Source organism: Myxococcus sp. MISCRS1, from assembly GCF_026626605.1.
Classification (GTDB): Bacteria; Myxococcota; Myxococcia; order Myxococcales; family Myxococcaceae; genus Myxococcus; species Myxococcus fulvus.
In genome coordinates this window covers 2,199,843-2,221,720 of sequence record NZ_JAPNKB010000001.1, presented here as the reverse complement: position 1 = coordinate 2,221,720, position 21,878 = coordinate 2,199,843, and the positions used below count along the sequence as shown (strand labels likewise).

General features: G+C 68.9%; 13 protein-coding genes. 6 read left to right on the top strand and 7 right to left on the bottom strand.

What is annotated here, in order from left to right:
- Positions 1–6 precede the first annotated feature (6 nt).
- From drmA to OWM54_RS08330, 3 genes are all read left to right on the top strand, one after another.
- Positions 7–3,345: a DISARM system helicase DrmA gene (gene drmA, locus OWM54_RS08340; protein ID WP_267697151.1), complete on the top strand. Its 3,339-nt coding sequence runs from the start codon at positions 7–9 to the stop codon at positions 3,343–3,345.
- Complete coding sequence (gene drmB, locus OWM54_RS08335) at positions 3,332–5,179, top strand: DUF1998 domain-containing protein (protein ID WP_267697150.1); 1,848 nt, start codon at positions 3,332–3,334, stop codon at positions 5,177–5,179. The genes drmA and drmB overlap by 14 nt, the downstream gene beginning before the upstream one ends.
- Positions 5,180–5,659: 480 nt before the next feature.
- A complete protein-coding gene (locus OWM54_RS08330; RefSeq protein ID WP_267697149.1) occupies positions 5,660–7,693 on the top strand; it encodes an FG-GAP-like repeat-containing protein in 2,034 nt (677 codons plus the stop codon).
- A gap of 91 nt (positions 7,694–7,784) precedes the next feature.
- Here the strand turns inward: OWM54_RS08330 and OWM54_RS08325 are convergent, their stop codons facing one another.
- From OWM54_RS08325 to OWM54_RS08315, 3 genes are all read right to left on the bottom strand, one after another.
- Entirely contained in the window at positions 7,785–8,306 is a 522-nt protein-coding gene (locus OWM54_RS08325) for a hypothetical protein (protein WP_267697148.1), read from the bottom strand.
- Positions 8,307–9,135: 829 nt separating this feature from the next.
- Positions 9,136–10,488, bottom strand: coding sequence for a hypothetical protein (locus tag OWM54_RS08320; protein ID WP_267697147.1), 1,353 nt, complete (start codon positions 10,486–10,488; stop codon positions 9,136–9,138).
- A 475-nt stretch (positions 10,489–10,963) separates the two neighbouring features.
- Positions 10,964–12,820, bottom strand: a complete 1,857-nt coding sequence (locus OWM54_RS08315; protein WP_267697146.1) for a hypothetical protein — start codon at positions 12,818–12,820, stop codon at positions 10,964–10,966.
- A gap of 54 nt (positions 12,821–12,874) precedes the next feature.
- On the opposite strand from OWM54_RS08315, the gene OWM54_RS08310 reads away from it, so the two are divergent.
- On the top strand, positions 12,875–13,558 hold the full coding sequence (locus tag OWM54_RS08310) for a hypothetical protein (RefSeq protein ID WP_267697145.1): 684 nt from the start codon (positions 12,875–12,877) through the stop codon (positions 13,556–13,558).
- Between the two features lie 36 nt (positions 13,559–13,594).
- Here OWM54_RS08310 and OWM54_RS08305 read toward each other — a convergent pair whose 3' ends face one another.
- The 3 genes from OWM54_RS08305 to OWM54_RS08295 form a co-directional block, all read right to left on the bottom strand.
- Positions 13,595–14,080 carry a hypothetical protein gene (locus OWM54_RS08305; RefSeq protein ID WP_267697144.1) on the bottom strand — a complete coding sequence of 162 codons (486 nt, stop codon included), beginning with the start codon at positions 14,078–14,080 and terminating at the stop codon, positions 13,595–13,597.
- Between the two features lie 200 nt (positions 14,081–14,280).
- Positions 14,281–14,964 carry a hypothetical protein gene (locus tag OWM54_RS08300; RefSeq protein WP_223785226.1) on the bottom strand — a complete coding sequence of 228 codons (684 nt, stop codon included), beginning with the start codon at positions 14,962–14,964 and terminating at the stop codon, positions 14,281–14,283.
- Positions 14,965–15,028: 64 nt separating this feature from the next.
- Positions 15,029–15,469 (bottom strand): hypothetical protein, encoded by a 441-nt coding sequence (locus OWM54_RS08295; protein ID WP_223748822.1) that lies wholly within the window; start codon positions 15,467–15,469, stop codon positions 15,029–15,031.
- 352 nt (positions 15,470–15,821) lie between these two features.
- Between OWM54_RS08295 and OWM54_RS08290 the strand changes: the two genes are divergently transcribed.
- Positions 15,822–19,019: a serine/threonine-protein kinase gene (locus tag OWM54_RS08290; protein ID WP_267697143.1), complete on the top strand. Its 3,198-nt coding sequence runs from the start codon at positions 15,822–15,824 to the stop codon at positions 19,017–19,019.
- Here OWM54_RS08290 and OWM54_RS08285 read toward each other — a convergent pair.
- Entirely contained in the window at positions 19,000–20,337 is a 1,338-nt protein-coding gene (locus OWM54_RS08285; RefSeq protein WP_267697142.1) for an ADYC domain-containing protein, read from the bottom strand. The genes OWM54_RS08290 and OWM54_RS08285 overlap by 20 nt on opposite strands.
- A 151-nt stretch (positions 20,338–20,488) precedes the next feature.
- Between OWM54_RS08285 and OWM54_RS08280 the strand changes: the two genes are divergently transcribed.
- Complete coding sequence (locus OWM54_RS08280) at positions 20,489–21,862, top strand: sigma 54-interacting transcriptional regulator (RefSeq protein WP_267697141.1); 1,374 nt, start codon at positions 20,489–20,491, stop codon at positions 21,860–21,862.
- Positions 21,863–21,878 lie beyond the last annotated feature (16 nt).

Below are 21,878 nucleotides of genomic sequence, written 5' to 3'. Positions count from 1 at the left end.
CCTCCCATGCATGCTTCTGACACGGGAGCGGTCCGCTCCCACCTCATCGATGCGCTCGAAGCGGACCTCGTCGGTCCGTTCCACAAGCCTCCAGGGGCTCCCGTCTCGGACGCCTCGGAAGTGCTCCGCACACCACCGTCCCGCTGGTACCTGACGGGCTTCCTCGTCCCGCTCGACCAGGGTGTCATCGAGGACGATCCCGACGACGAGGAAGACGACCTGGCCGCGGGCAATGACGAGGACGATGAGGAGTCCTCTCGCCCCGACCCGACCGCCAAGAAGGTGCGCCGCCTGCCCGCGTCCATGGGCCTGTCCGTCTTCGTCCCCGCGGGCACGTCCCAGTTCACCGCCCATGTCTGCTGGGCGGACTATCAGCGCATCGATGCAGAGGGGCGCAAGCAGTGGCGCCGCACCTTCCATCAACGCACTGTCACCCTGCACCTGAACGACGCGACTCTGCGGGAAGGACTGTACGTACAGGACAGCGGTGGCCTGCGCCTGGAGGGCCATGTGGAGAAGACGCGCGAAGGCGAGCTCGCGGTCGCCATCTTCCTCGTCAACGCACGCCCTCCCACCAGCACCTCCGCCGACCGGGACGAGGCCTACGTCTTCCAAACCCACCTCGCCCTGGAATGTGCGCAGGGCTTCGTCAGCCGACAGGACTCCAGCGACGCCAGGAGCGAGGACGAAGACGACCTCGTCAACGACCTCCAGTTCCGTGACCGACAGCGGTGGGCCGTGGGCCATGGCATCTCCGTGCGCGTCCCATCCACCTCCGTCCCTGTGACTCGCGTGGAAACGGACTGGCTGCCACGCGTCGAGGTGCTCCCTGTCGAAGCGAGGCAGCTCGACGAGGTCACGGTGGGCATGGAGCAGCTCGCTGCGTTCACGACTCCCTCGGAGGCCATCGCGGCACTGCTCCCCCTGGTCCGGACCTACCGTGAATGGGTGGCCAGCCAGGCCACTCTCGTCGTCGGCAGCGAACGCCGCGAGAAGACCCGGGATGAACTCATCCGCAGGGCTCGACGCGCGGCTGATCGCATCGAGGACGGCATCCAGCTCCTGGCCCGGGAACCTCTCGCCTTCGACGCCTTCCGCTGGATGAACAGCGTCATGGCTCAGTCAGAGCGCAAGGTCCGGCAGGACGAGGCTCCCAAATGGCGCCTCTTCCAGCTCGCCTTCATCCTGCTCAACCTCCCCTCTGTCGAGGACGAAGACCACGCGGACCGTGAGCTCGTGGAGCTCATCTTCTTCCCCACCGGCGGCGGAAAGACGCAGGCCTACCTGGGCCTCATCGCCTTCACCTTGCTCCTGCGCCGCCTCCGGGGGCAAGCCCACCTCCACGGCGGCCTGGGCGTGGCGGTGCTGCTTCGCTACACGCTGCGGTTGCTCACCCTCGACCAGCTCGGTCGCGCCGCGACACTCATCTGCGCGCTCGAAGTCCTCCGCCAGCAGGAGCCGAAACGCCTGGGCGCCGTGCGCTTCTCCATCGGACTGTGGGTCGGCCGCTCCGCGACCGCCAACACGCTGGAGCAGGCCTCCACGCAAATCACCGAGTACAAGAACGACAACAGCGCTCGCGCACAATCTCCGTTCCCGCTCGCCACCTGCCCCTGGTGCGCCACGCCGTTCGAACGGGAGTGCTTCATCCTCCGTCCCTCCAAATCCAGACCGGAGGAAGTCCTCGTCGGCTGCGCCAACATCGCGTGCTCGTTCAACCTCGGACGCAACCCGGAAGGGCTCCCCGTCCTCTTCGTCGACGAGCAGATCTACCGGGAGCTGCCGTGCTTCCTCGTCGCCACCGTGGACAAGTTCGCCATGCTGCCGTGGCGTGGAGAGACGGGCTCGATCTTCGGTCGTGTCCTCGGTCGTACCGGCAAGCGCTTCGTCGGTCCATGCAACGATGCCGCGGATGTGAAGGCGGCGCTCGTGATGCTCCCGAAGGGACTGCCTCCCCCGGAGCTCATCGTGCAGGACGAACTGCACCTCATCTCCGGCCCGCTGGGCTCTATGGTGGGTCTCTACGAAGGAGCCGTCCTGACGCTCGCGCCCCGGGCGAAGCTGGTGGCCTCCACCGCCACTGTCCGCCGCTCCCGGCAACAGGTCAGTCGCCTCTATGGACGGGACGTCGCGCTCTTCCCTCCGCCTGGCGTGGATGCCTCCGAGACGTTCTTCGCCTCCGTGGGCAAGAAGGGCGCGCGCCAATACCTGGGCGTGGCGGCACCCGGGCGGCCCATGAAGGCCCTCCTGCTGCGCGTCTATGTCAGCCTGCTCGCCGCCGCCGCGCGCGGTGAGCAGCTCCACGGCGCCGTGAGCGCGGACCCGTACCTGACGCTCGTCGGCTACTTCAACAGCCTGCGTGAGCTGGGCGGCATGCGCCGGCTGGTCGAGGACGAGGTGCGCCGACTGGTGATGGACCGCGTCCGCCGTCGTCCAGAGGACTTCAGCAAGGACGCCGAGCATCCCTGGTACCGGGGCAGGACCATCCGCGGCGAGCCCATCGAGCTGACCAGCCGGGAGAAGACGGCCGACATCAAGGCCTCGAAGAACCGCCTGGAGCTCACGCACGGTCAGCCCCAGAGCATCGACGTCGTGCTCGCCAGCAACATGATCTCCGTCGGCGTGGACATCGACCGGTTGGGGCTCATGGTCGTGGCGGGACAACCCAAGACGACCAGCGAGTACATCCAGGCGTCCAGCCGCGTGGGCCGCAAGATGAACAAGCCCGGCCTGGTGGTGACGTGCCTCAACGCCGCCAAGCCCAGAGACCGCAGCCACTACGAGCGCTTCGGGACGTACCACGAGTCGTTCTATCGCTTCGTCGAGGCCACCTCGGTGACGCCCTTCTCGGCGCCAGCGCTCGACCGGGGGCTGGCGGGCGTGGTGGTGGCGCTGGGCCGGCTGCTGGACACCGCCATGACCGCGCCCCTGGAGTGGAAGTCCCTGCAGGCGCACCGGGACCGGCTGGAGCAGGCGCTCGAAACACTGGCGAAGCGCGCGGGCCGAGGACTGCCCATGGAGGAGGCAGAGCGCGCAAGCACCATCGTGATGCAGCGCGCGCGAGGCCTGCTCGACTCGTGGCGCAACATCATCGAACAGGCGAAGAAGGACGCCGCCCAGCGCGCGTACTCTCGCTACGACCCGGAGGGGAAGGGGCTCAAGCCCCTGCTGCACGGCTTCCTGGACCGGACCGACGACCTCACCCAGGACGAACTCAAGTTCGAGGCACCCACGTCCATGCGTGACGTGGAGTCCTCGGTGCACCTGTGGATTTCACGTCAGCCCCTGGGTGGCTACCGCGCCCCGAAGGCCGCGACGGAGGAGGTGGCGCATGACGAGCCGTAGGAAGTGGACCCGGGCCCGCTCGACGCGGCCGCCGGATGGGCGCGTGCGCCAGAGCCAGGTGGTCTCCACCTTCGGCCCCGGCAGCATGCTGGACCTGCTGAATGACGCGGTCCTCGTGGGCGGCCTGGACTTCTGGCGCCTCAAGGGGCAGGGCGAGGTGGTCAACGAGCCACGGCTCTTGGAAATCGTCGAGCCGCTCTACCACCGCAACAAGTGGCCGCTCAGCAAGGAGGCTCCCTTCCGCAAGCCTCCCGCTGGAGACGAGCGGGAGCCGACGGAGTCCTGCGGCATCCAGGTGTATGAGTTCCCGCGCTGGTTCGTCTGTCAGAACCCCCACTGCCGCACGCTGGTCCGGGCCAACAGCCTGGAGCGCGTGAACCAGGAGTACCGCCACCGCTGCGCGGGTGGGGACGCGAAGCCCGAGCGCTGCGTGCCGGTGCGCTTCGTCTCGGCCTGTCCTCGGGGACACCTGTCGGACATCGACTGGACCTGGTGGTCACACGAGCGCAAGCCTTGCGACGCCCCACAGCTCAAGCTCGAAGAGGGGGTGAGCGGTGACTTCAGTGACATCGAGGTCGCGTGCTCGACGTGCGGCAAGCGCAGGCGCCTCATCGACATGACCCACAAGGAGCAGCAGGACCGCTGCGACGGGGAGCGGCCCTGGCTGGGATTGGAGGCGAAAGAGCGCTGCGACGAGAAGCAGCGGCTGCTGGTCCGCACCGCCAGCAACGGCTACTTCGCGCAGACCACCAGCGCCATCACCATCCCTGAACCGGAGTCACTCCGGCGCAAGGTGCAGTCCGCGTGGAACATCCTCCAGTCCGCCACCGCGGAGACGCTGCCGGCCTTCCGGACCATCCCCCAGGTCCAGGCGGCGCTCGGCTCCGCCTCCAACGCGGAGGTGCTGGCGGCCATCACCGCGGAGCGCGAGCACTCGCCCGAGGCCGTCCCGGAGATCCGCACCGCGGAGTGGCTCCAGTTCCTCGCACAGCCCCAGGAGAAGCCTGGCGAGATGCCCAGGGACCGCACCGAGGTCTTCTGGGCCCGGCGCATCGCTCGGCCCCAGGGACTGCCCCCGCTGGTCGAACGCGTGGTGCTGGCTCGACGGCTGCGGGAGGTCCAGGCCCAGGTCGGCTTCACTCGGCTGGAGCCCCTGACGAAAGACCTGCAGGGCCGCTACGACCTGGACGTGGCGCTCGCGCCGATGTCGCTCCACCGCGACTGGGTCCCCGTCACGGAGATGCAGGGCGAGGGAATGCTGCTGGTGCTCGACGAGCCGCAGGTGCACGCCTGGGAGCTGTCCGAGCCCGTGCTGCGGCGCGAGGAGGTGCTCCGGGCGGGCTATGAGCGCTGGAAGCAGGGCTCCGGCTCGAAGCTCCCTTTCCCGGGCGTGCGGCTCTACCTGCTCCATTCACTGGCGCACCTGTTGATGACCCAGGTGGCGCTGGAGTGTGGCTATCCCGCGAGCTCCATCCGCGAGCGGCTGTACTGCGCGCCGCACAGCGACGCCGTCCCCATGGCGGGCATCCTGTTGATGACGGGCACCACGGGCGCGGAAGGCACGCTGGGCGGCCTGGTGGAGGAGGGGAGGCGACTGGGGCAGCACCTCGCCCGGGCGCTGGAGGACGCGCGCCTGTGCTCCAACGACCCCGTCTGCGCGCATCACGAACCCACGGGCCGTGACGACCGCGACCTGGAGGGCGCCGCGTGCCACGGGTGCCTCTTCCTCCCCGAGTGCTCCTGCGAGCGCTTCAACCAGTATCTCGACCGCGCGCTCGTCGTGCCCACGCTGGGCCACGAGGACGTCGCCTTCCTGAAGACGCCGTGGACCTGAGCGGCGTGGCGACCGTGGACCTGGAACCTGGCCAGCGGTGCTGGTGGCCCGGTTCTCCACGGGCGCCCGAGCCGGCACGGCGCTCGGTGGAGTTCAAACCCAGTCAAGTAAATGGGACTGCAGTAGGGGGAACCGGCCCCGCGGATTTGCGGGGCTGATAATGACACTCACCCGCAGAGCTCTCACTTGTTTCATTGGCGAATCATCTGTCGCCACAGGGTATTTCCTGCCCCGCATCGACCGTGATGGGGTTGAGCAGGACATGTACGAAGGTCGCAGTGGGAAGACTGCCGTCACTGTGCGGGGACGAGGCTCTGGCCGCGGCATGAAGTATTGTCTGTTGAAAATGCGCGTGATGTTGTAGTCTTGTTTTCTGTGGGTGAATCAAGACGCGCCCACGAACAACAACAGTCTGCTGGATGCCCGCGACCTCCGTGCAGTTCGTCGCGAGGCCGTGGTGCGTCCGTTCAGGGGGACCCAATGAGACGTCCATTTTCTTCTTTTCTGGTCATGCTCGCGGGGGCGGGTCTGCTCGGCCTCATCGGCGGTTGCAGCCCTGTCTCCGACGGGGACCATGACGCGGACGTCGGTTCGGCCGACTCCGCCCTCTCCGCGGAGCAGTGTGATTACTTTGATGTCCAAGGCAAGGTCCACATCTGTCACAGGACCGGCTCGGCGACGCATCCCTATACGATTGTCCGGGTGAGTGAGCAGGCGTGTATCAACGCGCACAGCGCTCACGACGGCGATTACGTCACCAGCCTCGACCCGACCTCGCCGCTCTACGACCCGACGTGCAGCGGTCAAGGCTGTCTGCCCGTGAACGCGCCCTGCGACGCCACGGTGCCCTGTTGCGACGGCCTCTCGTGCCAGAGCGGCACCTGCGTCGATGTCAACGAGTGCGCCGCCGGGACCGACAACTGCGACGAGAACGCCACCTGCACCAACACCGTGGGCTCCTTCACCTGCGCCTGCAACCCGGGATACGAAGGCGACGGCGTGACGTGCACCAACATCGACGAGTGCGCCGCGAACCCGTGTCAGAACGGCGGCACCTGCACCGACGGCGTCAACAGCTACACCTGTGCGTGCCCTCCTGGCTACGCGGGCGCCAACTGTGAGATCAACATCGACGAGTGCGCCCCGAACCCGTGCCAGAACGGCGGCACCTGCACCGACGGCGTCAACAGCTACACGTGCACGTGCGCGCCGACCTACGAGGGGCCCCAGTGCCAGTCCTGCTCCGGCACCCTCGGGGACTGCAACGGCACCTCGGCGGACGGCTGCGAGGTGAATCTCCAGAGTGACGCCAACAGCTGCGGCGCCTGCGGCGTCGTGTGCTCGACGGGGCAGATCTGCTCGAACGGCGCCTGCCAGACCGCGCCCTCCGGCCAGGTCCCCGGTACGCCCGTCAGCTCCCCGGCGAACCACAGCCCGCTGGCCCCGGCGGTCGCCGATGTGAATCGAGACGGCAAGCTCGACATCCTGGTGGCGAATGCCGAATCCGGGTCCATCCTGTTCCCCGCCGGCTCGCTCTCCGTCTTCCTGGGGAACGGTGACGCGAGCGTCCAGCCGGAGGTCAACTACGCGAGCGCCTCGCTCTCCAGCAACGCCGTCGTCGCCGTGGACGTGGATGGCGACGGGTGGCTCGACGCCGTCACCGTCGACGGGCAGACGAACCTGCCCCTCTCCAACGGAACCATCAGCGTCTACAAGAACCTGGGCCCGGGCGCGCCCGGGACCTTCGGTGCGCCGACCAGTTTCACCACCGGCACCCCGGGCTCCGTGCACCTCTGCTCTGGTGACTTCAACCAGGACGGAGTGGCTGACATCGCCACGACCAGCGTGACGCTGAGCCAGGTGAGCGTGCTCTTCGGCACTGGCGCGGGCAACTTCGGCGCGCCCACGTTCATTGGCATCTCGGGCACGGGCGGCGTGCAATCGACCATCGCCTGCCGTGACCTGAACGGTGATGGATTCTCCGACCTCGTCGTGACGAGCCCCGCCACCGCGCGCCTGTCGGTCCTCATCAACCAGGGCCATGGCGCGTTTGCCCCGCCCGTCGCCTACGGCAACAGCGCGAGCGGCCAGACCGCGGGCATCGCCTTCGGTGACGCCGACGGCGATGGCAGGCTCGACATCCTCTCGAACGGCGCGGCGGGCCGGTTCCTCTTCTTCTTCAAGGGGAACGGCAATGGCACCTTCGCGAGCGGCGTTGGGTCCGTCGCCGCGCCCACGACGGCCGCCAACTCGGCGCTGGGCGTCGTCGCCGCTGACTTCAATGGCGACGGCAAGCTCGACGCCTACGTCCTCGTGACGGCGGCCTCGGGCGGCGTCCGCCCGATGACCGGCAACGGCGCTGGAGGCTTCACCTCCGGCGCCGTCGTCACGACCGGCGCCTCGCCTGGCCTCAACGCCATCGCCACCGCGGACATGGACGCGGATGGGTACGCGGACCTCATCCTGACCAACAGGGGCTCCGGTACGGTGACGGTGGTCCCCAACGGACTGTGAGGCGCTGTCCGCCCTGAGTTCAGCACGGTCTGGGGCGGAGAACCGGTGCGCCGCGTGCTTCGAGCGCGGCGCACCGACTCGCACCCGGCCCTCAGAGCAGCTTCGTCACCACCAGCGTGACGGGGCCCGCGACGTCGGTGACGCCCTGGGCGGTGAAACACCCGAGCACATCCGTGTTGAGCAGCGTCAGCGTGCGAATCACCGTCGCCCCCTGGAACCGGCCGCTCACCACCGTCCCCGTGAGCACGACGACGGTCTCTCCCGCTGGCTTCGCGTTCACCAGGGTGGTGCCAGACACGACGCTCACCGTGTCATCACTCCACTGGATGTGGATGGTGGAGACCGCCTGGCCGAGCCCACAGCTGAGGATGCCATCCGCCTCCGTGGTGACGATGGCCGAGGGGAGATTCAGCGGCAGCCCCGCACACCCGTGGGTGCCGAGGGCGGAGATGTGGGTTGGCCTGGCGTCGTTGGTGAGTCCCGGCTCGAATTCGGTGACTTCCGCTCCGACACACGTGAGGACGACCGTCTCCGCTCGCGCCTCCATCGTGACGAACAGAGCCCATACCAGGAACAACCCAGACACGGACTTGAAGAGGACGGTGGACTTCATGACGACGACTCCCTCTCGAGGTGACGAAGCCTCACGAAGGTGAGGCCCGTGACGGGAACAAGCGAGGCAACTTGCGTCCCCCTTCACTCCCGTCACGAAAGGCCTACGGAGCAGGCGCGGCGTCTTGCCCATGGGCCCCGAGTCAGCGTCCGCTGAAACACGCGACAGCATCTGCCTCCGTTACCCCCTGGATGCTGTCGTGGTTCAAAGGTACAGGCCCACATGCCCCGCAGCGACGGGACGCAGGTGCGAAGCCAATCACTCACGTCCCCTCGGCGGGAACAGGACGAGGTCTCCTCTGGCCAGATGTCTCACCAGACTTCTGACGCCAGGTGGACATTGGGCGCAATGCGTCAGGAGGGTGGGACTTGACCCAAGGTGCGGGCCCGCAGTTGGATTCGAGGGCTACAACTGCAACGGGGTTTCCATCATGGTTCGTCGTGTACTGGCGTTCGCGGCTTTCGTTTCCATCATGGGATGTGGCGGAGCAGAGGTTGCGGAGGGCACCGAGACCGGCGCCCTTCCCGAGCAGGAGGTGTCCGCGCAGGCTGCTACCTGCGAGTCCCTCCAGGGCAGGGTCTGCAGCCCGGACCGGGAGATTGGCTGCACCTGGGCCAACGGCGCTCCGGGTTATTGTTTCTGTCAGGCCATTCCCCACAACAAGTGGGTCTGTCTGACTGACTGACTGAGACTGGAGAGAGCGCTGCCCGCGACGCTCGAAACCGAGGTGGCGGGCCGCGTCCAGTCCTTCTCGCACTGCGTCCTCACCCGCGTGATGGGCGCGCGATACGGGGAGCGCGCGCCCACCCTCGGTCGGGGAGAGGCTCCGCTACTGCTTGGGTGCGACAGGCGCCGTCGACAGCGGGACCACCGCAGTCGCTGTCGTGGAGTCTGGTGACATGGGTTGATCCCCTTGTGCCTCGGGCAGCGCCCCCATGCTGGCGGACATCGCCACGATGGCGTCGCGCAGGTCACGGGTTTCAGCCTCGCGCGCCGAGGGATCCTCCACGAGCTGATACAGCAACTGGATGCGCTGGGCCTGGGCATCGTGCAGCAGGCGCTGCGCTACGTTCCGGAGGAGGAGCTCACTCAGGCCATCCGTCTTCGCCAGCTCGGTAAGACCCGCGGCCTTCTCTTCGACTGCGCCGGTGACGTACCAGACCAGGTCCCTGGCGCCACGCAGGCCCTTGTTCTCCAGGTCCTCCCAGGTCTCGGGAAGCGCCTGGGCCAGCAGGGCGGAGTCAATCCATCCGAGAATCTGGTGCTTGTCGAAGTTGGTGTTGCGTTGGAGCCGCAGCGGGTCCGCCATCGCCATCCCCACCACGTCGTGGATGCCCTCCTCCTGGAGGCGCTCATCTATCTGCGGGGTGACGCCGCGAATCATCGCGAGCGGCATGGAGCGGGCGGGTGGAACATACGGCGCCGCCCCCTTCCCGAGTCGCTGCGCCTGCTGGGCGATGGCTTGCGCCACATACCGGGGCGCCATGCCCACCCCGAGGTACAGAGCCTGGGTGCCCCAGCCGGTGGACTCGCCGGAGGCCCCCACGCCCGCGACCCAGACCTTCGACAAGGCCGCGGCCATGATGGGCCCCAGGGCCAGGGTGACCGCGCACCAGAGCGCCGCGCCGCTGGTGATGTCATGTCGGAAGCCCCGCTGGCCCAGGTAGAGGAGCACGTAGACGTACGCGCCAGCCACGCCCAGGCGGGCTGCTTCCAGTGTGGTGTCGGAAATCAATGGCGCCCCGTTCTTGACGAGCACGACGTTGAGCGCGCCTTCCGAGACGGGATTGAGGACAAAGGCGGCGACGGCCCCCGTGGCGACGATGGCCAGCGCGGGCAACCCGTAGCGCAGGGCGATGTTGCTCGTATTGAAGTAACGGTCATTCGCCTCGACCATCTCCTTGAGGTCGGCCCGCTCCTGCTGGCCGAAGCTATTCAGCATCTCTCGTGAGATGAGGCGGGGCTTGATGAGCCCCAGGTAGAAGCCGTGGTGGATGACCAGCAGGGCGGGTAGTGCCGACAGCGCCCAGGTCCAGAATGCGTACCGAGGCAGCAGGTTGCTCGCCATGGCCACGAAGATCATGGCCACCAGCACCAGCCCCCACAAGGTCCGCTCGCCCTGAAGCTGGCGTTGCAGGCAGAGCATCCCTAGCAGGACCAGGACCACGAAGGTCAGGAGCACGCCCGTCCCCTTCGGCTTGCCGCGGTTCTCCTGCGGGGGCGCTTCACCGGGAGGGGGTGCTTCGCCTCCCGAGGCCGTCTTGAGCTGTGCGGCCGCTTCAGCGCCCGGTACGTCCTGACCCTTTGAGCCGGATGGGGTGGTCGGTACCTTGCCTTCACGCAGATACGATTGAACCGTGTCGGTCCACGTCCCAGGCCAGAGCGCGCCCAGGTAGTACACCCCCAGGAGCCCTGCCGCGGCGGTGAACAGCAAGACGCCCAGCGCGACCCGGAAGGTCTGCCAGAATCCGTCTCCGCGACTGCTTCCTGGCCCTGAATCCAAGACACTCGCTTCAGCCTGACGCTCTTGCTGGATCATCCGTCCCCCCAACTTCCGCACAGTCACGTCAGTGTAGGCGCGAAGGTTGGCTGGATGGAAATCCCAGGGCAGGCGGGGGCCTGGAGAGCTCGTTACGGGCCCGGCCGCCTGTCATGGCTCACGGCGCGTTCAGGGTGAAGCTCCAGTTCTTGGCGATGCCCACCAGTGGGTCCTGCGATGAGAGCACCACGCGGTGGAGCCCTGGCGCGGTGGTCGTCACGCGCCGGGTCCTCGTCACCGCGTCGTAGACGACAGGAACGTTCGCGCCCCCGACGTCGAACAGTTGCACGGTCGCTCCGTTGGAGGACACGACGTAGGTCGTCCCTCCTTCCAGCGTGACGGCGAGCTCGTCGAGGTCCGAGCCCAGCTCGAACACGCCCTCCAGGCTCACCGGGAGCGTCACCACCGTGGCGTGGGCCGCGTCGTCGCCATGGTCATCCGTCCCCACCCGCTCCACCCGGAACGTGAAGGCGTAGGGCGCGGAGCGCGAGTCGATGATGAAGGTGACGAGCGTCGATGCCAGCAGGTGCGCCTTCCAGACGCCCTTGCTCGAGGTCATATGCATGCGGAAGGGGAAGGTGCTGCCAGGCGTACTCGCGCTCAGCGAGCAGTCGGGCGTGCAGGTGACCTGATAGACGCCGTCCGCATCCAGTTGCAGCGCGATGGCGTCCAGGTCGGTGGAGCTGTGGATGAGCCCCTCGACGACCTGTCCCACCTCGACGCGGGTGGCGGTCCCGGCCGTGTCGCCGTGGTCATCCGGTCCGAGGTCCTGCAGCTCCACCTGGAAGTCGCTCCACCAGGGAGTCTCCTTCAGGGCACGCGCGAAGACGAAGTAGCGCCCCGTCGAGGTCGCTTCGAGGACGATGCGCCCCCAGGCGGTCTCGGTCAGGACCGTGCCCGCCGCGTCCGTGAGCTGGATGAGGCGCTCGCGCGCGGGGGAGTCGCCGAGGGTGTAGACGTGGCCCTGGGTTGCCTCGAAGGAGAAGACATCCACGTCGTTGGTGCCCTGCAGCCGCGCCGTGACGGGGACTCCCATGGGGAGCGGGGTGGCGCCGAGCATCCCGTTCGCGTGCTCGTCGGGCCCCAGGTCGTCGAGCTGGCATTGCGTGTTGAACACCTTGCTGCCCTTGTAGACGCGCACGTACCAGGTGCTCGCCTCCTGGCTCAGCTGGCCCACCGAGGTGCGCCCTCCGTTGCCCTGCACCTGGGCGCCCGCGCTGTCCCACAAGGTCACCGAGACCTCGGCCTCGCAGGAGAACCGGAAGCCGCGCCCCGGCTCGGTGCGGAAGGAGAAGAAGTCGCTGTCCTCCGCGAACTCGAGTGCGACGAGGAACGGCGCGCTCGGCACCGTGATGGGCGTCGCCGTGGCGGGCGTGTCGCCGTGCGCATCCTTGCCCAGGTCCTCCAACCGGTAGGCGTACGTCCCCGCGCCCTCGCGGCCCGTCCCGGAGGATACCGCGATGAACCGGGGCGCCTCCGGCGTGGAGACGAACTCCAGGACCTCACCCTCCGGTGCGCGGTAGGAGCTCACGTGGACCCGCCGCTCCTGCGCATCCAGCACCTCATGGGACACCGCGGTGAGCGTTCCGGGACGCAGGGTGAAGCGGAAGCCATGACCCGCCAGCGGGGGCACGGCGAAGACATCCCGGTCCACCTTGTTCCGGAAGACGGGATGGATGTCTGCCTCCTGGAAATCCGTCGTGGGGGCCAGGAGGGTGGCGGCTTCCACCGTGTCGCCGTGGTCGTCCGAGGGGCGGAAGGCGGCGATGGTGCAGGTGAGCCCGGCGGCTTCCTCGAAGGCGCTACAGCGGCACATGGGGGCTCCGTCCTCGGCGACACAGCGGCCGGCGGTGCACTCCACTTCGGCGCAGACGCGCAGGTCCTCCTCGGCGGAAGGGCCACCACAAGCGCTGAGCAGGACGACAGCCACCAACATGAACAGCCGCGGCACGGAGGAGGAGCGAAAGGGAGACACCGGGAGCCTTGGGTTGACGACTGTCGAGCGACCGTAATAACCCGACGCCCACACATGCAAAAGCTCTCTCGTCCCACCGCGCGGATGCTGGCCCTGGTGTCACTGCTGGTGTCCTCGATGGCCATCGCGCAGGTGCCCACGGAGGGTGACCCAGACTTTCCGCGCTGGCTGGGGCTCTCCGTGCGTGCGGGCTATCTCATGCCGGGAGGGCAGATGGATGGCTCGCCGGACCCGTTCTATCTGTATGAGGTCTACAAGGGGCTCTTCGCCGCCATCGTGGAGCCCACCGTGCGAATCGGCTCGAACGTCGAGCTCGGCCCCTGGCTCCAGCTCTCCCATGCGCAGATGCGGCTGCGCTGCTCCAGCGACGACACGTGTCCGGGCCGCCACCTGCGCTTCGGGCTCCAGGGGAACTACCACTGGATTCCCTCGGGGCCCTACAACCCCTGGACGGGCGTGGCGCTCGGCTACGAGCGGGCCTCGTTCAACGTGCGAGGAATCGACATCGCCTACTCGGGACCGGACGTGACGCTCCAGGCCGGGTTCGACAGGAACTTCGGTGGGAGCTTCTGGGCGGGGCTCTTCGTCAGCTGCTCGGGCGGGCGCTATGACTCGCTCGAGGTGAAGATGAACGGCCGCACGGGCGACGAGAGCCTCCGCGAGCGCACCGTTCATCTGTGGCTCGGCTTCGGCGTCCGCGTGCGGATGGCCGCGCCCGCCTCGACGTCCCATCCCTGAGCGCGGACGCGGCGCGCATCGGCGCGGCGGACGTCCTCACTCCTCCAGGCGGGTGAACTCCATCACCCAGTTGGTCTCCCAGCTGCGGCCTCCGTCTGGCGAGAATGCCTGCTCCCAGCGCGCGGTGTCCTGGCCCAGCCGGGTCCACGTGAAGCGGACGCGGATGGCGCGGCCCTCGAAGGTGTCGTTCGTTTCGAACTGGCCCACGTCGCCCACGAAGCCGCCCAGTACCGGCGGGTCGACGGTGTGGTTGCGATTGTCCACCCAGGAGATGGACCACTGTTTCGTCGCCGGGTTGTAGACCCGGGTCGCCAGGCCCACGAAGCCGGGCCAGAACTCACTGCGATACGTCTCCTGATTGCCGAGCCCGCCGGGCAGCGGATGCTCTTCCGCGGTGGCCTCGAAGGGCAGCCACTCCGTGCAACCCGTCAGCCGCTCCTTGAGCCGACGGTTCTGGACCCGCCAGCGTCCCATGAGGAAGTCAAAGTCCCGCGCCCCGTCGTTCTGTCCCTGCTCACTCATGCCATCGGCTCCGTTCAGGAGGTCGAGGGCCCGGCTCGGGCCCCTGAACGCACACGATGGAGGGGATATAGGGCGAACTTGGACCTGATTCGGACAGGCCCTGGAATCACTCCTTGACCCTGACTTTCCAGCGAAACCGCTGGGGCCGCGAGGACGCCTGTCTGCCTTGAGGCTGCTGCAGGCGTCCCCCGTCGTGGCGGCTACTGGAAGGCCTGGGTGTCATCGGTCCCCGGAGAAAGAAGTCGCTCCATGGGAAGCTCCACGCCTTCGCGCGCCAGGTAGGTGACGGTGACGATTCTGTCGTCGGTCGAGTCCTCACCGCGCACCGTCACGAAGGCCGCGTTCCACACCTGTCGCTTCGGATCCATGAACGCCGCCTGCACGAAGGTGAGGGATTGCTCGCTGTCTCCATGTTCCGTCTCGATGCGGCACAGGCTGCCCCTGCATTCGACGGACCTGAGCTGCGAGGGGTCTGGCAGCGCGGCCCTCACGCCGTCCTTCGCGTGCTGCTCGGCGCTCCGAGCCCAGGCGGGGTCGAAAGGCTCATCTCCGAAGTAGGCCTCGAGGCGCTGTCTCAGCTGCGCCGTGGACACGGGCGAAGGGGGTGGCGTCACCGCGGAATCGCGTGGCGGAGAAGCAGGCTCGGGGGCCGTGGGCCCGGGGGCCAGGGGCGGAGGGACGGCGGCCTCGACGCGCGCCTCGCGCAGGCGGATGGGCGGCGTGGGTTCGGGAGCAGGGGCCGGCTCCTGTCGTTGGGCCGCGAGCGGCTCCGACGTGGAGGCGCGCTGAAGGAGCTCGTCCCTCTCGTGTCGCTGGTAGACGAACAGCACGGTGGCGCACGCGCAGGCGAGCGCGCCGCCCGTCAAGAGTTGCCGGGGCTTCATGGTCATGACCTCGGAGGATTGAGCCGCCGCCACCTGGACGGCGGATGGCGGCGGCTCGAGGCGACTACTGGAACCAGCTCACGCTGTTCACGCGTCCGCCGGGGCTGAGCGTGCACGCGACGTTCAGGGTGCCGCCGGAAGGCGCGTACACCGGGCCGAGCGAGATGTTCTGGTTGGTGCCGAAGCTCGGGAGGTAGGTGACGGGCACCGAGTACATGCCCGTCGCATCGCTGGTGAGGCCGAAGAACCGGCAGCCGACGTTGTTGGCGGTGGTCGCGCCATAGGCGTTCACGACGAGCCGGTAGTTACCGGAGCTGTCGACCGTGGTCGGGAAGAACAGGGTGACGGCCCGAGTGCAGTTGTTGGTCTGCGTGGTCCAGGACTCGCCCATGCAGGCGCCGTCCACCTGGAGCTGCGGCTTGCCGTGCCACCCGGCCACGGAGCGGGCGTTGGCGGTGCCGGCGACGCTGGCGAGCGCCAGCGCGGATGCAACGAGGGTCTTCATGTGATGGGTCATGGGTTCCGCTTTCTGGGAGTGGAGATGCTTCGAGGCACGTGAGTGTGTTTGCCGGAGCCGGCCTCTCGGCTCGGCGGCATGAGCGTGGGTGTGTGGAGTTGAGGCGTCCGTCGTGACGCCTTCTCCATGCATCCGCGTCGGGTGCGAGGGATTGCAGCCCGCGTGCCTGGCCGGATGCCGCGGTCTCCAGGGGCCTCTCCCTCTGGACCCACGCGACCGTCGGCCTGTCAGGCACGGTCCAGGCACAGTTCCGCGCGGTGCCGGGCACACCGTGCCCGGATGGCCGGGGCCGTGCGCCTGGGGCGACTGCCATGGGCTATCCTGTTGCCAGGGGGAACACGTGGACGATGACCGGGAGGATGTTCCGGAGGCGGCGCAGCCCACCGCGGAGCGCAGCATCGCGCCGGGGGCAGGGGAGACCGGGCTCCAGGGGGACTCCTCCGTGGGCCACTACACGTTGCTGGCGCTGCTCGGCCGCGGTGGCATGGGCGAGGTCCACAAGGCCTGGGACCGGCGGCTGGGCCGCACCGTCGCGCTGAAGTTCGTGCGAGGCGCCGACCCGGACCGGGTGATGCGCTTCCTCCAGGAGGCCCGGGCGCAGGCGCGAATCGACCATCCGAACGTGTGCGCGGTGTACGAAGTCGGCCACGCGGAGGGCCGCGACTACATCGCCATGCAGCTCATCGAGGGCCCACGGCTCGACCAGGTCGCCGGAGGGCTGTCGCTCCCGGAGAAGGTCCAGGTGATGCGAGAGGTCGCCGCCGCGATGCATGAGGCGCACCGGCTCGGTGTCATCCACCGCGACCTCAAGCCGGCCAACATCCTGGTGCGACGGCGGGAGGACGGGAGCTGTGTCCCGGTGGTGATGGACTTCGGCCTGGCGCACGAGTCCGGCCTCGAGCAGGGCCTCACCCGGTCCGGCGCGGTGATGGGGACCCCCGGGTACATGTCACCGGAGCAGGCCCGTGGAGAGACGCGGGCGGTCGACCGGCGCTCGGATGTCTATGGCCTGGGCGCCACCCTCCATGAGCTGCTGTCCGGCGCGCCTCCGTTCTCGGACACGACGCTCGTCGGCACCCTCAACAAGGTGCTCCACGAGGAGGCGCCGCCCCTGCGCACGCTCGTGCCGCACCTGCCCGGTGACCTGGAGGTCATCGTCCTCAAGTGCCTGAGCAAGGACCCCGAGCAGCGCTACCCCTCGGCCCGCGCCCTCGCCGAGGACCTGGGGCGCTACATCGACGGAGAGCCCATCCTCGGGCAACGTCCGGGCCTGCTCTCCCGACTCTGGCGCCGCGCGCGCAAGCACCGGGCCCTGGTGGCGGTCTCCGCCGTGTCGCTCGCGAGCATCCTCCTCCTGGCGGTCCTGGGCGTCACCTCCCGCCTGGAGGCGCGTCATGCCCGACTGCAATCGGAGGGGCGTGCGCGGATGGCCGAGCAGCTGGGCCAGCAGGTGAAGGACATCGAGTGGTTCCTGCGCATGGCCTACACGGTTCCCTTGCACGACACCGGTCGGGAGCAGCAGCTCGTGCGCGAGCGCATGGCGCGCATCGCGGCCTGGCGGCACACGCTGGGGGAGCCTGGGGACGCGCTCGTCCAGTACGCGCTGGGGCGGGGCCACCTCGCGCTGCACGAGCTGGAGCAGGCCCACGAGGCGCTGACGCAGGCGAGACAGAAGGGGTTGGACTCGCCGGAGCTTCATCATGCGCTGGGCCGGGTCCTCGGTGAGCGCTACCACCAGGCGATGGAGGAAGCGCGGCGCGGTGGAGACCCGACGTGGGTCGCGGCGCGGCAGCGTGCCGTCGAAGAGCAGTACCTCCAGCCCGCGCTCCAATCGCTCGAGCACAGCCGGGTGCTGGAGCTGGAGTCCCCCCGGTATCTGGAGGGCCTGATTGCCTTCTATCGCCGTGACTACGACGCGGCGTCGCGGGCCGCGCTGCTCGCCGAGGCCGAGGCTCCGTGGTTGTACGAGGCCCGGAAGCTCGCGGGAGACGTGGCGCATGCGCGGGCGATGGAGCAGCTGGAGCGGGGCGAATACGACAAGGCGCGCTCGGGGCTCGACGAGGCCCGTCGCCTCCATGAGCGCGCCGTGGAGCTGGGACGCAGCGACGCGCGGAGCTACGAGGCGCTGGCGGAGGTGGGGTTGCAGGAGGCGGAGCTGGACCGGCGCCAGGGCCAGTCTCCCCGCGCATCGCTGGAGAAGGCGCTGGCCGCGGCGGAGCAGGGACTCCTGGCCGCGCCGTCTCGCGGTGCCGCATACACCCGCAAGGCCTTCATCCTCCTCAATCGCTACCGCGCCGCGAATCCCGGAGGCGAGGGGCCGGACCCGAAACGAATCCTCACCGACTGCCTTGAGACCGCGGCGCGCGCGGTGGCGCTGTCTCCTCGGGACATCCAGGCACATGACATCCTGGGGGTCGGCCATTTCTTCCAAGGGCTCCAGGCCTCCTGGGAGGGACGAGACCCCGAGCCCGCCTGGGACGAGGCCATCTCCCGCCTGGGCCGGGCCCTGGAGCTCCAGCCCCAATACCCCTGGGGGCTCAATGACTTGTCGCTGGTGCATCGTTGGCGAGGCAATCGCCAGCGTGAGCGCGGAGAGGACCCGTCCGCCGCCTATGCCGAGGCGGAGCGCCTCCTGCGTCTGGCCGTGAGGTACGACCCGAGATACGTGTTCGGGTACTCGAACCTGGCGGAGCTGCACAACGCGATGGCGGCGCAGGGCCTCTCGCGGGGGCTGGACCCGGAGCCCGAGGTGCGCAAGGCCCTCGCGGCGGGAGAGGCCGCGCTCGCCATCAACGGCAACTTCCACTCCGCGCTGAACAAGCTGGGGCTCTCGGAGCTGCTTCGCGCGGAGTACCTCGTCGCCTCGGGAGCGGATGCGCGGGCGCCGCTGGAGCGTGCTTCCCGCTGGTTCGAGCGCTCGCTCGCCATCAATCCGACCCTCGGGCGGACCCACTTCTCCCTGGCCATGGGGCACCTGTTCTCGGCGACCCAGGCCGTGGGAGAAGACAGGGACCCCGGTGCCGCGCTCCAGGCGGGCCAGCGAGCCCTGGCGGCCGCGTCGCGCGGGGATGCGAGCTGCGCCGACTGCCAGGTGCTGCGCGCGCGGCTGGCGCTCGTGGAGGCCACCTGGGCGCGACGCAACGGGGGCTCCGGACTCCAGCACCTCCAGCGCGCCCGCGCCGAAGCGCGCAAGGCGGTGGACATCCAGCCCTACAACGACTCCCACCAGGAGCTGGCGAGAGCCTGCCTGCGTCTGGCGGAGGCCGTGTCACCCCGCGAGGCCCCTGGCTTCATCTCCGAGGGGCTCGCGCAGGTGGACCTGTCGCTCACGCTGGACTCGAAGCTGGCCTCGGCCCACGCCGTCCGCGGAGGGCTGCTGTTGCTCCAGGCACGGCTGGCACGCTCGGAGGCGGAGCGCGCCGAGCCGCTGCGTCGGGCCCGTGAGTCACTGGTGAAGGCCCTCACCCTCAATCCACTGCTCCGACGGGAGCACGCGGCCGCGCTCCGCGAGGCGGGGCTCAGTCCGGCGCCGGGGTGAGCCTGCCCGTGGCGAGCTTTCCCGCCGGGGTCCACGTGGGGGGCCTGGGGCATGGCGGTATCCCGTGCAGGCCTTCGGGCAGGGGCATGTCGGGGACCCGGCGATTCTCCGCGTTGAGGCAGACCGCGCCCCGGGGACTCCAGAGGGCCTCCAGCGTGCGCAGCTCCTCGACGTGGTTGTTCGCGCTCCTCCCCAGGCCGAACTCGTCGCGCCTGGCGATGCGCGTGCCGTTCCGGGTGTAGCTCGCGAGGTCTCCGCGGCCGACGAAGTACGCGGCGCGCTTGGCCTGCAGGCACGAGCCGAAGACATGGCCGCGCAGCACGTCGTAGCCGCCCGTGTCGGGGCTCCAGGGGGCGTAGCCCCAGTCGAGGCAGGTGACGATGGCGCCCGACTCACAGCCGATGGTGGTCCACGCGGGGACGGGCTCGACGGCCGCGTTCACGCTGTTGATGCGCAGCCCCTGCAGGAACGAAGTGGGGTCCCTGTCGGGGGCGGTGATGCCCCTCGGCGCGCAGTGATTCAGCCAGGGCAGTCCGGTCCCGTATTCCCGATAGAGGACGTCGTACGCGTGGACCCGGGCCGACGCATCCGCGCGGGGTGTCACGGCCAGCTCGAGGATGACGGCTCTCCTGGGCCCGCCGCCGTCGTCGGCTGGGAGCAGCATCACGAGCTTCAGCTGGTGGAGCTCCTCGCCCCTCAGGGAGCGGACCCCGGTGGCGCTGTCCAGGCAGGGGCTTGACTGGGAGCAGTAGTTCACCGTGAGCTGGGTGCCCGTGGCCTGGATGCTGTGAATCCGGACGCCCTCGCCGCCGCCGGGAGCCTGAGGGTTCTGAATGAGCCCGCTCACGGTGTGGGCGCCGAGCCTGTCCCCTCGCCGGGTGGGGTCTCGGCCCATCAATCGGACAGAGGGCTGGGGGAAGCTGGCCGAGGCCGGAACGTTCTCGAAGGCTTCGGGACAGAAGCGTGGACTGCCATCCACCACGAAGCAGTAGTTTCCGCCCTCGATGACGTAGATGCCCAGTCCGTTCGTCTCGGGAGGTTGGCAGTTGGGTTGTCCCGTCGGACATTCCCAGGGAGTCAGGGGCTGGGCCCTCCCTCCGAGCTCACAGGTCTCCACGCCACAGTCCCGCACGGGCAGGCTTTCGTTGGGGTCGGGCTCTCCGGGAGGCGGCGTGGGTTTCACGCAGGACTTGCTCCCGGGAAACCATGCACAGCAGCCGCTGACCCCTGGGACCAGGAACAACATCAAGAGACACAGCAGCCGCGACCGCGCGCGCGAGTCGGACACGGAGGGGCGGGGGGCTTGCTTCAGGGGCATGTCCATTCCATCCAGGCGTATGGCTTGTTTGGCGAATCCCACGCCATGAGACGGCGAGGACCCCGAATTCTTGAGGCCTCCCTGGCCGCCCCGGAAGGTCAACGGTGGTGCCACCTGAAGTGTGCCGTGACACAGGCATAGGATGGCCGTCATGGAAACGGAACAGGAGCGGTCGACGCTGCGCGCGAGCCGCGGGGGCGCTGGTGGGGGCACGGACGCAGAGGCGCGTGTCCCGGGCCTGATGCGCCTCTTTGGTGGGGGCAGGGCCATGGCCGTGGCGCTGCGCCTGAAAGAGGGCGCGCTGGAGCTGGGGCGAGGCGTCGCCGCGCTGGGAGAGGTCCAGGACGCGAAGATGTCGCGGCGCCATGCCCAGGTCCGCTTCGATGGGCAGCGCTTCTGGGTGACGGACCTGGGGAGCCAGAACGGCACATTCGTGGATGGAGCGGCCATTCCCAAGGGGACTGCCCATGAGGCCCGGCGCGTGGTGCGCATGGGAGACTCGCTGTTCGTTCCCAGCCTGGACTTGCGGCCGCTCGAGGCGCACGGGGTCGAGGTCGTGGAGCAGTTCGTGCGAGGGCCCGCGATGCAAGGCCTGCTCAGGGAGGTCGCCCAGGCCAGCCTCGGCCATTCCCTGTACATCCATGGAGAGAGTGGCACCGGCAAGGAGGGGGTGGCGCGCGCCTTCCATTCCCTCTCCTCCCGGAGGAGTGGCCCCTTCATCGCCGTCAATTGCGCGGCCATCCCCGAGAGTCTCGCGGAGCGGTTGCTGTTCGGTGCTCGGAAGGGGGCGTACTCGGGGGCCGACGTGGATGCACAGGGCTATCTCCAGTCCGCGGATGGCGGCACCCTGTTCCTCGACGAGGTCGTCGAGCTGGACCTGGCGGTGCAGGCGAAGCTCCTGCGAGTGCTGGAGAACCGGGAGGTGACTGCGCTGGGCGCGTCCAAGGCGCAGCGGGTCGACCTGCACGTCTGCTGCGCGAGCAACAAGGCGCTGCGCGCGCAGGTGGCGAACGGACGGTTGCGGGAGGACCTGTACTTCCGCATCGGCCGACCGGACGTCACCCTGCCGCCGCTGCGCCAGCGCCCCGAGGAGATTCCCCTGTTGCTCGAACGAGGACTGTCACCCGGGAGGCGCCTGCACGTCTCGCTGGTCGAGGAGTGTCTGCGCAGGCCCTGGCCCGGCAACATCCGGGAGCTGATGTCCGAGCTGGGCGTCGCCGAACATGCGGCGCAGCGGAAAGGCGCATCGCGGGTCGAGGGCGGTCATCTCAAGCCCGACGCCGGAGTGGCCTTCGGGCAGGCCTTGTCACAGCCCGCCGAAGCGCCACGCGCACCGCCTCGGAAAGGCCCCTCGAAGGCGAAGCCTCTGCCCGCCGACGAGCGCACCCGCATCGAACACGCCTTGCGCCAGCACGGAGGCAACGTGACCGCCACGGCGGGCGCGCTCGGGATGCACCGCACCCAGCTCCGGAGGTTGCTCGACCGCCAGGAAATCGCCGTTCCCGACACGGACGCGCAGGAGTGAATCGAAGACGCTGTCG